We start from the raw sequence: 11,730 nt of genomic DNA on the forward strand, positions 1-11,730 counted from the left end.
TATGTCAAAAGTGATTATTTCTACCGATAACGCACCTGCAGCGATAGGCACTTATTCGCAGGCAGTAAAAATTGGCACAACGGTGTATTTGTCAGGGCAAATTCCATTGGTACCTGAAACCATGGAACTGGTGAGTGAAGACTTTACCGCACAAGCGGAACAAGTCTTTAAAAACCTGACGGCGGTTTGTGAAGCTGCTGGCGGTGAACTTCAGGACATGGTTAAGCTACAAATTTATCTGACCGATTTGGGCGAGTTCGCCATTGTGAACGAAGTCATGGCGAAGTTCTTTAAAGAACCTTACCCAGCCCGTGCGGCTATTGGCGTGAAGCAATTGCCAAAAGGCGCACAGATTGAGATAGACGGTATTCTAGAGTTGCCGAGCACTAACTAAGCCTCATGCCACTGTTTCTGGCGCTGGCTCTCTGTCTTCCAGAGGTCGGCGCCAAATAATAATAGCGATAGCGACTGCCGCCAGAATAAAGCAGTAACCCGTGTGGATACTGACCGACAACGGCGATATTTTAAAGCTGGCCCCCATCAGTAAAGCCTGCGCTCCGTAAGGTAATGCCCCTTGTACCACACAGGCAAAAATATCCAGTAAGCTGGCGCTTTGACGTGGCGCTAAATTACCAATTTTAGCCAGCCGTTTACTGACTTCCCCGGCTAATAGAATACTGACTGTATTGTTAGCAACGCACAAGTTTGTTAGTGCCGTGAGCCCCGCGACGCCAATAGCAGAAGCGCGTTGCTTGTGCTTGCTGACTTTGTTTGCGGCGGCTTCGACAAACTGCGCTAAGAAAGCTAACCCGCCCTGCTGGCGAATCAATGCTGATAACCCGCCAATAAGCAATGACAGCAAGAAAATTTCCTGCATGCTTTCAAAGCCTTTGTAAATGTCCTGACTGAAAGCAACCCATTGGTAGTCGACGGTGAACATACCAAATGCTGCAGCCATAACGATACCAAGACCAAGAACTGCGAATACGTTCAGGCCTAACACCGCCAGTATAATGATCGCAAAATAAGGAATGGCGAGCCAAAGGTTAGCGTCCGGAACATTAAGAGGGACCCCGCTGGTGTCGTAAGTAACCAACCACAGAACAGTGACAATAGCCGCGGGTATCGCAATTTTTAAGTTCGCTCGGAACTTGTCACGCATGGTACAACCTTGAGTACGCGTTGCGGCAATGGTGGTGTCAGATATTATCGACAAGTTGTCACCAAACATAGCGCCGCTGACCAACACGCCTGCGAGTAGTGGCAAGCTAATGTCAGTGGCTTCGCCAATACCTAAAACCACCGGCGCTAACGCCGCCAGAGTGCCCATGGATGTCCCCATTGCGGTTGAGATAACCCCGGCAATAATGAACAGACCCGGCAGCAGGAACGCGGCAGGAATAATGCTGAGACCTAATGCAACCATTGCATCCACACCACCCGTGGCTTCAGCAACTGTACTGAATGCGCCTGCCAGAAGGTAGATAACGCACATGGTAATGATGTTATTGTCACCCACACCGGCGACAAAGGTGTTAATTCTTTCTTCAAAGGCCTGCTTGCTGAGCAGTATACCTAATACAATGGCGGGTAATATGGCGACAGGACTTGGTAGTTGATAGAAAGCGTACTCAACACCTTCGTTCTGAAAGTAGAGGCCAGTGCCTAAAAATAAAATCAGGAATAGCGCGAGTGGAAGAAGCGCTTTAGCACTTGCCGGTTGTGGCGACGAATCTGTCATAAACTACCTTTTATTTTTATTTTGGACGTCCAGAAGCTTATCCGTCCATTGGTTTTTGTGCAACATTTTTTCTGCAACACGAAAGTAATGCATTGATTGTGACCACAGTGGTATATTTTTGCAAAAGGAGGCGTTTATGGATCAGTTTTTTGGCAGGGCTTATGTGTTTATTCCCTGCTATTTGGACGGAAAAGCACTAAAAGCGGTTGAAACTGAACAAGGGTCCTATGTCAGTGAAATGGCTGACAGGTTTTCAGAAGAAGTGTCGAACCGCAGCTGGAACCAGTTCGAACGCGGAACGCTGGGTCGCTTTTCATTTAACTTTTACGGCGAAAGCGAAAAAGACACGAATTGCGAGCAACTGCCGGGTGACGTTTATTTCACCTTAAACCAGCGTACTCAGTTATGCATTTTAACGATTGTATTTGGTGTTAATGGTGAGCCAATAACTCAGCTGTTAGACAGAGTCTCGCGTGAAGGCATTGAAATAACGAATGGTGATGAGCGTAACGCCAGTTTCTATGAATACTTAAAAGCAAACCATGGATTGCAGGTGTCCGGCAAAGCACGCGTTTGCCTCAGTACAGGTCAAAAGCTGTCAGACATTTTAAAGCCGTCGATATTTGCGAACGAGATGTTTGAGTCCGATGTGATGGAGTCGGCGGGTTTATTGCCGACCTTTGGTCAAGGCTGCTGGCAGGAAAATATAGCGGTGTACAACAGCAGTGAGATATACGCGAGCAAGACAACTGTGCTTCGTTACGACAGTAATCTGGATAATGATGATCCTGAGCTATCGGGCACGTCAGTAAATGCCATTCGGCGTGACTTAATGCTGACCTTTATTATTGAGTTGTTGATGTTCAGAGAAGCGTCTATAAAGCGCGCGAACTTGCGAGTGACCCATTCAATACAAACCGATGAGAAACTGGAGCTGGACGACATTAATGACTTGATGGGTGACTTTAAAGCGGCCATTTTGTTTTGGGATTTGGATATATTTCTCTATCCATCAGCCCAGCAGTTGGCTGACAGCTTGTTTGAAAAGTTTGATATTGATCGTTCGCTGGAAACGTACCGAAAGAACCAAAGCTTCCTCGAACAGCGAGTAAACCTGTCGAATGCTGCGCAGGCAGAAAAAGAAACCCGCACGATAAACTACATTGCTATTATTGTGTTCTTTTTCGAGGCGGTGCCGTTACTATTCGTGTTAGCGGAATCACTTATCCAGAAAAAGCCGCTTAATATGCTAGCGATATATTCCGGGATAGCTGCGATTAGTGTTAGTTTTGTCTTATTTGTTGCGATTTTGGGCATTGTAAGAATGCGTCGGCTCACCAAAAAAGCGGTACGAAGTTAATGCAAGAAAAACAGTTAAGCCCCGGCTTTTTCACCTATGCAGAATTACAGGGAATGGGCTACACCGTTGATGACATTGTTGAAAAAACCGTCGCGCTATCAGCCGATGATATTTCCGGCTATGACTCGCAAGATAACGAGAGTCAGTATTGGTTAAAGCATCGTCGGAACAATATGTCATTGTTTGTTTGTGCTATGCAGGGTGACACTATGTTAGGCCACTTCTCAGCCATGCGCGTAAAAACAGATGAAGCAATGGCGTTTTTAGAGGGGAAGTGCTCTGAGACTGAGTTCACCGTGGTTTCAGGGCAGGATGCTCAAACAGCACCGCACTATGTTTATATTAGCGCCGTCGTGGTGAAGAAGACTTTGCGAAACAGCTCTGTTGCAATGAAACTCATACGCCAAGGGTATCGTCTCTTGAATCAGTATTTAAGGGAAACCCCGCAAGCTAAGGGGATTTTTGCGGAAGCCTACTCGGCAGAAGGGCGAAGACTCTGCGAACTCTTCGGTATGAACAATATATCGGCTAACTTTTATCGTAAGGACAGGTAATGTTCAGTAAAAAGCTCGACCCAGAGTTAGAGTCACAACTGTTATCTTTATCCGTATTGGCCTCGTTGTTCTTCACGGTGTCGGGTATTGTGGTTGGGCTGTTAACCGGCTCGTCAGTGGTTCTTTTTGACGGCTTGTACTCAGGTATCAGCTTATTACTGTCCTATTTGTCGCTCATTGCTGCTAAAAATGTGAATGCCGACGATAGTGTCTCCTTTCCTTATGGTAAAAGCGCTATTGAACCCTTTTTAGTCGGCGTTAAATACCTCACGTTAATTGTCTTATGTGTGTATTCTGCTTTTGCTGCCGCCTTTGATATTGCCGCTGGCGGCAGTGACGTGAATATCGACGTGGCGTTGGTGTATTCGCTTATCTCCTCGGTTGTCTGTGCGGGTGTTTACTTTTATTTCAAAAAAGCCTCAGCCAATTTGGAGTCAGACTTGGTTCGCTCTGAGTCTTACGAATGGTTTCTGGATACCATTTTGTCCACGGGTATATTTATTGGCTTTGTTGGTGCGCTAATACTCATGCGCGTTTCGATGGAAGAGTGGGTGCCCTATATTGACCCTGTATTGGTGTTGGTAGCGTCACTTGCGTTTATTGCTACTCCGCTGAAAGGGCTAATCCAAAGTGCCAAAGAACTCATCGGTTTTCAGCCGAAAGGAAAACTCGTCAAGCAGTTAAATCGCATTGTGGAAGAGGTTGAAAAAGAAAATAACTTTGACGCAAGTGTGGTTCGTATTCAAAAAGTCGGTCGCACCGTATTCCTGGAAATTGACTTTATTGTTAAGGATGATGACTTCTCTGTGACAGTCCTTCGGCAAGATGACATACGTGAAAAAATACACAGTCAAATTGTAAAACTGGGATACCGTTGGTGGCTCACAGTTGCCTTTACCAAAGACGAGAAATGGGTGGCTTAACTGATGGCTAGGCGGCACCACTGACTGGCATCGACGTACAATTGGCCAACATTAGTGCCGTTCATTTTTTGTTTTAACGGATGCTTTTCCAGTTTGTCCCACTTACCGCGTTCATATAGCTCGGTCATTTCCAGTAAAAAGCCCCAGGCACCCTCACGTTTTAATAGGGCGCGTTCGATGTCTTTCGACACAGGAAGCTGCTTTAATATGTCTTCCATGGAGACACCTAAAATAATATCCAGTAATGACAGCATGCCCGTTAAAAACGCAGCAGAATGGTACTTCTCGCTAAGAATTTCAGCACTAATAAGCTCCATAAACCGCGCACGGGTAATTGACTTTATAGTCAGTTCTTCGGGTTCACCTGCAGATACATTGGCCAAAACCACCAGCGTGATGAAACGCTTTATCTCATTGGTGCCTAAATAGGCCAGCGCATGTTGTATGGTTTCTATTCGCTTGCGGCCGCCGTGTAACGCGCTATTGACCAATTTCAGCAAACTGTAAGTGAGCGACAAGTCCTGCTCGATAATCTGCCGTAACACTTTTAAGTCAATATCGTCTTTGTGAGTCTCTTTCAGCAGTGTCAGCATGCTGAGCCGATTGGGAGACAATGACTTTCGTTGAAGTACTTGCGGTTGCTCAAAGAAAAAACCCTGAAAGTAGTCAAACCCGAGCTCCAGACAGCGTTCAAATTCTTCTCTGGTTTCGACGCGCTCCGCAAGTAACGGAACGCCTTGTTCTTTGAAGTATTTTATTTTGTCATCCAGAGCCAGTCCCTGCTCCTGAATATCAATTTTCACCATATTGATCATGGGAATGACCGGCTCCCACTGATTATCGAAGTCGTGATCATCAAGGGCGATGCGATAACCTTTTGATTTGGCGGAGTTGCATGCTTTTAACAAGGGCTCGTCGACACCAACGGTTTCAAGCAACTCCACCCAGACCGTTCGGGCATTAAGAAAAGACGGGAAGTCATTCAACAATGTTTGTGCATGAAAATTAATAAACGCTTGCTTGCCCATACACAAGGTTTGAATGTCGCCCAGCAAGTGCTGTTCGAGCAAAAGCTTTGATGTCGCTTCGTTGGGATCAATATTCGGGAAGCTGTTTGCTTCACTGTCGCGAAACAATAACTCGTACCCGTAAACTTTTTGGTCGCGGGTAAGAATCGGCTGTCTGGCGATGTACGAATATGACATTCAATGTCCTGTTTTGTGTCATTGTTTTCGGTTAGGACTGATTCACTGACTCGGGTATACTGCTAATAATTAGTTCTTTTTTCGAAAAAATGCAATGAGTCCTGAACGCTATTTAAGAATTAACCAAATGCTTGATAAACGCCAGCCTGACTTAACGGTGATTATGGAGAATGTTCATAAGAACCATAACTTGTCAGCGGTGGTGCGCTCTGCCGACGCAGTGGGTGTACACGAAATGCATGCGGTATGGCTGACTAAAAAGGCAAGACTATCGGGTGGCACTGCACTAGGCAGTCAAAACTGGGTGAAAATTCATAACCACCGGTCTATGGATGACGCTATAAGCACTGTGCGTGAGCAGGGAATGCAGGTTGTGGTGACGCACTTATCAGAGCATTCAGTCGACTTCAGAGACATTGATTACACGAAACCAACGGCGATTTTACTTGGGCAGGAAAAGTACGGGGTGACTGAGCGGGCGTTGGCGCAAGCTGACCATCATGTGATGATACCCATGGTGGGAATGGTGCAGTCGTTGAATGTGTCAGTGGCAGGAGCGGTAATGTTTTATGAAGCACAGCGTCAGCGTGAACTGGCTGGTATGTATCAGTCGCCTCAAATGAGTGCGCAAGAGCGTCACCGAGTGCTTTTTGAGGGCGGCCACCCCATTTATGCGAAAGCGTGTAAACGCAAAGGTATAGCTTATCCTGAGCTCGATGAGAGCGGTCAAATTATGGCGGATGATACTTGGTGGCAAAGCATGCGGGAAAAACGTTAAGGGGGCATTGTGCCGGAAAGCGGGCTGCACCGAATTCCATTAACGGTGCTAAAAGGCGTTGGAGACAAAGTAGCGGTTAAGCTGAAAAAGCTTGGGCTTGAGTCTGTCAGTGACGCGTTATTGCACCTGCCGCTTCGTTACGAAGATCGCACCCGTATTGAATCGGTCGCTCAGCTGCGCCAAGGCATGTCGACGAATGTGTTGGTCACTGTCAGGCATGCTGATATTAAATATGGTCGTCGGCGTATGTTGATCTGTCAGGCGTCGGACGACACCGGCAGCATCTCGTTGCGGTTCTTTCAATTCAGTGCCGCTCAGTTGAAGCAGTTTGCCGCCGGGACAAAGATTCTGGCATTCGGTGAAGTGCGGCGTGGTATGACTGGATGGGAGATGATTCACCCGGAATACAAAGTGATGCGGGGGGACGACGCTGTGCCCACCGAAGATACGCTGACACCGGTATACCCTATGACTGAAGGGGTCACTCAAGGGCTACTAAGAAAGGTCATAGAGCAAGCACTGAGTTACTTAACCCCGGGAGCCTTACCTGAGTTACTCCCCAATACGTTGCAGCCACATCATTTATCATTGGAACAGGCTATTTTAACGCTTCACAAGCCTCCGAAAGACGTGTCTCTGCAAGCGCTTGAACAAGGTGAACACCCTGCCCAGCAGCGGCTGGCCATGGAAGAGCTTATTGCTCACCAATTAAGTATGCTGCAACTGCGACATTCGAAACAGCAGCAAGCCGGCTTTAAAGTGGCGGGTTCAGGGCGTTTAACTCAGCCCTTTTTAAGCCAGCTTCCGTTTTCTCCGACGAATGCACAACAGCGTGTAGTGGATGAAATTACCGGTGATATGGCACAGGGCGCCCCTATGATGCGGCTTGTGCAGGGCGATGTCGGCTCAGGTAAAACACTGGTGGCTGCGCTGAGCGCCTTATCGGCTATTGAGGCAGGATACCAGGTTGCGCTAATGGCCCCCACCGAACTGCTGTCCGAGCAACACGCCATTACGTTCGAGCAGTGGTTAAGTTCGCTGGGCGTTAATGTTGCCTGGTTAAGCGGTAAGTCGAAAGGCAAACGCCGTACCGAGCTACTCGACCAATTAAAGGCCGGCGATATTCATCTGTTAGTGGGTACTCACGCGCTTTTTCAAAATGACGTTGAATATCAGAACCTGGCGTTAGTTATTATTGATGAACAGCACCGTTTTGGGGTACATCAACGGTTACAATTGCGGGAGAAAGGTGTTCAGGCGGGTGTGCATCCGCACCAATTAATTATGACGGCAACGCCAATACCCCGAACATTAGCCATGACGGCTTATGCGGACTTGGCCACGTCCATTATCGACGAATTGCCGCCGGGGCGAACCCCGGTGACAACGGTGGCGGTGCCGGATACACGACGACAGGACGTAGTCGAGCGCGTGCGGGACGTGTGTCAGAGCGAAGGCCGGCAAGCGTATTGGGTGTGTACGCTTATTGAAGAGTCTGATGTATTGGAATGCCAGGCAGCGGAGGACACCGCTAACGATCTTCAAGAGCAATTGCCGGGGTTAAATATCGGATTAGTGCATGGCCGCCTCAAGCATGAACAAAAAGAACAGGTTATGCAGGCATTTAAGGCGGGTGACGTTGATCTTTTGGTGGCAACAACGGTTATTGAAGTCGGAGTGGATGTCCCCAATGCGTCGTTGATGATCATTGAAAACCCAGAGCGCCTTGGTTTAGCGCAGTTGCATCAGTTGCGGGGACGTGTTGGTAGAGGTTCGGTGGCCAGTCACTGTGTGCTGCTTTACCACAGCCCGCTGTCGCAAACTGCCCAGCAGCGGCTCGGCGTCTTGCGTGAAAGTAACGACGGCTTTGTGATTGCCCAGAAGGATTTAGAAATTCGTGGACCGGGTGAATTGCTTGGTCATCGACAGACAGGTTTGGCGGCGTTAAAAGTGGCGGACTTAGAGCGTGACGAGCCGCTTATTCCGGAAGCTCAGCGAATTGCTGAAATTGTATTGAAAGAGTATCCGCAAAGCGCAAATGCGCTGATTGAGCGGTGGTTACCAAGGCGTGACCACTATGCTCAAGTGTGAACATCAAGTACACTACAGGAAATTGAGTTCGGGACAGTTTGAATGAACGATAGAAAAGACGATTCGATAGATTTTGGCTACCAAAAAGTCGCCAGAAGTGAAAAGAAAAACCTGGTCGCCAACGTGTTTCAATCGGTTGCGGCTAAATACGATGTCATGAACGACTTAATGTCGTTTGGCATTCATCGGTTATGGAAACGTTACACCATTGATTGTAGCGGTGTTCGTAAAGGTATGAAAATACTGGACATTGCTGGTGGTACAGGCGACTTAACCGCGCAATTTTCGCGCCGGGTGGGTCCGGAAGGTGAAGTGGTGTTAGCGGACATTAATGACGCTATGTTAAAAGTTGGCCGCGACAAACTGCGTGACAGAGGTGTTGTTGGCAACGTGCGTTATGTGCAGGCAGACGCGGAAGAATTGCCGTTTGACGACAACACTTTCGATGTTATTACCATTGCTTTTGGTCTGCGTAACGTGACCGACAAAGACAAAGCATTGCGCTCTATGTTGCGTGTTTTAAAGCCTGGCGGTCGACTGTTAATTCTGGAGTTTTCTAAACCTGTATCAGCCACCTTAAATCAGGTGTACGACTTTTACTCGTTTAATATACTGCCCAAAATGGGGCAGGTGGTTGCGAATGACGCCGATAGTTATCAGTATCTGGCGGAATCGATTCGTATGCATCCTGATCAGAACACTCTAAAGTCGATGATGGAAACCGCCGGCTACGAAAAAGTCGACTATCAAAATATGACAGGCGGTGTTGTCGCTCTGCATAGAGGATATAAGTTCTAATGACGTTATTACCGCTATTGCCAACGGTTCTGTTTGAGAAGTTAGCAAATTCGCTGTTAAAAAAAGACGCGCAAAGCTCTGAAAGACTGCGCCGTTTAGCGGGTAAACGCATTCGGCTGAAACTTAAAGAGTTGCCATTTACAACCACCGTTAGTGTGGATGAAGCGGGTATTTATATCAGCACGGCGGATAGCGATGACGTTGACTGCTGCATAAGCACTGAACTTGGCGTTTTACCGGAACTGCAGGATACCGCCAATTTAACGCGTCTAATTAAGGCTGATCAGCTCGATATTGATGGCGACCCTATGTTGGCGCAACAACTGGTGGGCTTGTTTAAGTCGCTGGATGTCGACTGGGAAGCCGAATTGGCGAATACACTCGGAGATGCCCCCGCACATTGGTTCATGAAACTGTGGCACAAAAGTCGAAGCCACGTCGAGAAAAGGTTGGAAGAAAGTAAACGTTGGTTTAAAGGCGTTGTCACAGATGAGAAACAGTTGCTTCCAACGCGCGAAGAATTTAATGAATTCAAAGACAATATGCAGCAATTGCGTGCAAAAGTAGAGCGCCTGCAAAGGCAGTTCGGGGAAAGGAAGAGCTAATGCGGACTCGGCGTTTTTACAAAATCACTAAAACCTTACTGACTTACGGGCTGGATGACTTAATTCCGGCTCGTTGGCTACCCTGGACGATACGCTTAGGTCGTCATGCGTTATTCTGGATGCCGAATAAGCACAAAGACAAACCGGCTGGGGTTCGCCTAAGGTTAGCGTTGGAACAGCTGGGGCCAGTTTGGGTTAAATTTGGTCAAATGCTGTCAACTCGCCGTGACTTACTGCCGCCGGATATTGCTATTGAGCTGGCGCGCTTGCAGGACAAGGTACCGCCATTCAACGGTGAAGCGGCCCAGAAGATCATTGAGAAGTCGTTAAACCTGAATAGTATCGACGATTGTTTTATTGATTTTGACACGACACCTTTGGCTTCGGCCTCGATTGCCCAAGTGCATACTGCGCAGCTAAAACAGGCGGACGATATTGTCGACGTGGTCATTAAAGTCATTCGGCCAGATATTCGTGAAACCATTCATGCCGACCTTGAGTTGATGGAAACACTGGCCTCTGTGGCGGCGCGACACCTGCCCGACGGGCGTCGGCTAAAGCCCAAAGAAGTGGTTAAAGAATACCGTAAGACATTGCTAGACGAGTTGGACTTATTGCGTGAAGCGGGCAATGCGATTCAGCTTAAGCGTAACTTTGAAAACTCTGACATGCTCTATATTCCGGTGGTTTACAGTGACTACAGCCGCCATAACGTAATGGTGATGGAGCGCATTGACGGCATACCGGTGAGCGATGTTGATACTCTGCGAGCCCGTGGTGTCGATATGAAAAAGCTGGCTGAGCGCGGTGTTGAAGTGTTCTTTACACAAGTATTCCGCGACAGCTTCTTTCACGCCGACATGCATCCTGGCAATATTTTTGTCGCCAAAGACGACCCGTTGCACCCACGCTATATTGGCATCGATTTTGGTATTGTCGGTACCCTGAACAGGGACGACAAACGCTATTTGGCGGAAAACTTTTTGGCCTTTTTTAATCGCGACTATCGAAAAGTCGCTGAGCTGCATGTTGACTCCGGTTGGGTACCCCGCCACACCAATATCGAAGAGTTCGAATCGGCGATTCGCACGGTTTGTGAGCCTATCTTCGAAAAGCCACTGGCGGAAATTTCGTTTGGACATGTACTGATCAATTTGTTTAACACTGCCCGCCGTTTTGAAATGGAAGTGCAGCCGCAGCTAGTGCTACTGCAAAAAACCCTGCTTTATATTGAAGGCTTAGGACGTCAGCTTTACCCCGAGCTGGATTTGTGGAAAACCGCAAAACCTTTCCTTGAGCGCTGGATGAATGAGCAATTAGGTTGGCGTGCCGTTGTTCGCTCGGTAAAAGAGAATGCGCCTTACTGGGCGGAAAAAATGCCGGAAATTCCGAACATGATTTACGACAGTCTGCGCCAGTATCAAACGCAACCTAAGCAAAATGACTATCGTTGGCAAGCGCTGCTTCGCGCGCAAAAGCAGGCCTCAACGTCAACCTTCTGGACCGTGTTAAGTGCCAGCGGACTCATTTGTACCACGCTATTATGGACGGACACCGAATTGTCGGCGCCAACTATCGGCTCTGGTATAATGACGATATTACTAGCCGTCATGGCCTGGCGAAGCCGGCCGAAAACGTCGAACGGCGAATTTAACTAAAAACGATTATAGGAAAG

General features: G+C 47.8%; 11 protein-coding genes. 9 read left to right on the forward strand and 2 right to left on the reverse strand.

From position 1 onward, the window contains the following. The first annotated feature begins 1 nt into the window (after position 1). The gene (locus CWC33_RS06795; RefSeq protein ID WP_053953304.1) at positions 2 to 394 is read left to right on the forward strand and encodes a RidA family protein; all 393 of its coding nucleotides are present in this window, start codon (positions 2 to 4) and stop codon (positions 392 to 394) included. Positions 395 to 397: 3 nt separating this feature from the next. On the opposite strand, the gene CWC33_RS06800 is transcribed toward CWC33_RS06795, so the two are convergent. Continuing rightward, positions 398 to 1,741 carry a Na+/H+ antiporter NhaC family protein gene (locus CWC33_RS06800; protein ID WP_100691330.1) on the reverse strand — a complete coding sequence of 448 codons (1,344 nt, stop codon included), beginning with the start codon at positions 1,739 to 1,741 and terminating at the stop codon, positions 398 to 400. A gap of 136 nt (positions 1,742 to 1,877) precedes the next feature. On the opposite strand from CWC33_RS06800, the gene CWC33_RS06805 reads away from it, so the two are divergent. The 3 genes from CWC33_RS06805 to CWC33_RS06815 are packed head-to-tail and all read left to right on the forward strand — an operon-like array spanning position 1,878 to position 4,578. Further along, positions 1,878 to 3,101 carry a hypothetical protein gene (locus tag CWC33_RS06805; RefSeq protein ID WP_088767309.1) on the forward strand — a complete coding sequence of 408 codons (1,224 nt, stop codon included), beginning with the start codon at positions 1,878 to 1,880 and terminating at the stop codon, positions 3,099 to 3,101. Beyond that, the gene (locus CWC33_RS06810) at positions 3,101 to 3,655 is read left to right on the forward strand and encodes a hypothetical protein (RefSeq protein WP_100691331.1); all 555 of its coding nucleotides are present in this window, start codon (positions 3,101 to 3,103) and stop codon (positions 3,653 to 3,655) included. The genes CWC33_RS06805 and CWC33_RS06810 overlap by 1 nt, the downstream gene beginning before the upstream one ends. After that, positions 3,655 to 4,578, forward strand: coding sequence for a cation diffusion facilitator family transporter (locus tag CWC33_RS06815; protein ID WP_100691332.1), 924 nt, complete (start codon positions 3,655 to 3,657; stop codon positions 4,576 to 4,578). The genes CWC33_RS06810 and CWC33_RS06815 overlap by 1 nt, the downstream gene beginning before the upstream one ends. Here the strand turns inward: CWC33_RS06815 and CWC33_RS06820 are convergent. Continuing rightward, entirely contained in the window at positions 4,575 to 5,783 is a 1,209-nt protein-coding gene (locus tag CWC33_RS06820; RefSeq protein WP_100691333.1) for an EAL and HDOD domain-containing protein, read from the reverse strand. The two genes, CWC33_RS06815 and CWC33_RS06820, sit on opposite strands and share 4 nt — an antisense overlap. A 94-nt stretch (positions 5,784 to 5,877) precedes the next feature. On the opposite strand from CWC33_RS06820, the gene trmH reads away from it, so the two are divergent. From trmH to ubiB, 5 genes are read left to right on the forward strand one after another with little or no spacing between them, the layout of a single operon-like run. Next, a complete protein-coding gene (gene trmH / locus CWC33_RS06825) occupies positions 5,878 to 6,561 on the forward strand; it encodes a tRNA (guanosine(18)-2'-O)-methyltransferase TrmH (protein ID WP_100691334.1) in 684 nt (227 codons plus the stop codon). Between the two features lie 9 nt (positions 6,562 to 6,570). Beyond that, positions 6,571 to 8,652, forward strand: a complete 2,082-nt coding sequence (gene recG, locus CWC33_RS06830) for an ATP-dependent DNA helicase RecG (RefSeq protein ID WP_100691335.1) — start codon at positions 6,571 to 6,573, stop codon at positions 8,650 to 8,652. A gap of 42 nt (positions 8,653 to 8,694) precedes the next feature. Further along, complete coding sequence (ubiE, locus tag CWC33_RS06835; RefSeq protein WP_100691336.1) at positions 8,695 to 9,450, forward strand: bifunctional demethylmenaquinone methyltransferase/2-methoxy-6-polyprenyl-1,4-benzoquinol methylase UbiE; 756 nt, start codon at positions 8,695 to 8,697, stop codon at positions 9,448 to 9,450. Next, the gene (locus CWC33_RS06840; protein ID WP_100691337.1) at positions 9,450 to 10,055 is read left to right on the forward strand and encodes a ubiquinone biosynthesis accessory factor UbiJ; all 606 of its coding nucleotides are present in this window, start codon (positions 9,450 to 9,452) and stop codon (positions 10,053 to 10,055) included. Before ubiE ends, CWC33_RS06840 begins: the two co-directional genes overlap by 1 nt. Further along, positions 10,055 to 11,713, forward strand: coding sequence for a ubiquinone biosynthesis regulatory protein kinase UbiB (ubiB, locus tag CWC33_RS06845; RefSeq protein ID WP_100691338.1), 1,659 nt, complete (start codon positions 10,055 to 10,057; stop codon positions 11,711 to 11,713). Before CWC33_RS06840 ends, ubiB begins: the two co-directional genes overlap by 1 nt. Positions 11,714 to 11,730: the final 17 nt, after the last annotated feature.

Origin of the sequence: Idiomarina sp. X4 (genome assembly GCF_002808045.1) — a bacterium.
Taxonomy (GTDB): Bacteria; Pseudomonadota; Gammaproteobacteria; order Enterobacterales; family Alteromonadaceae; genus Idiomarina.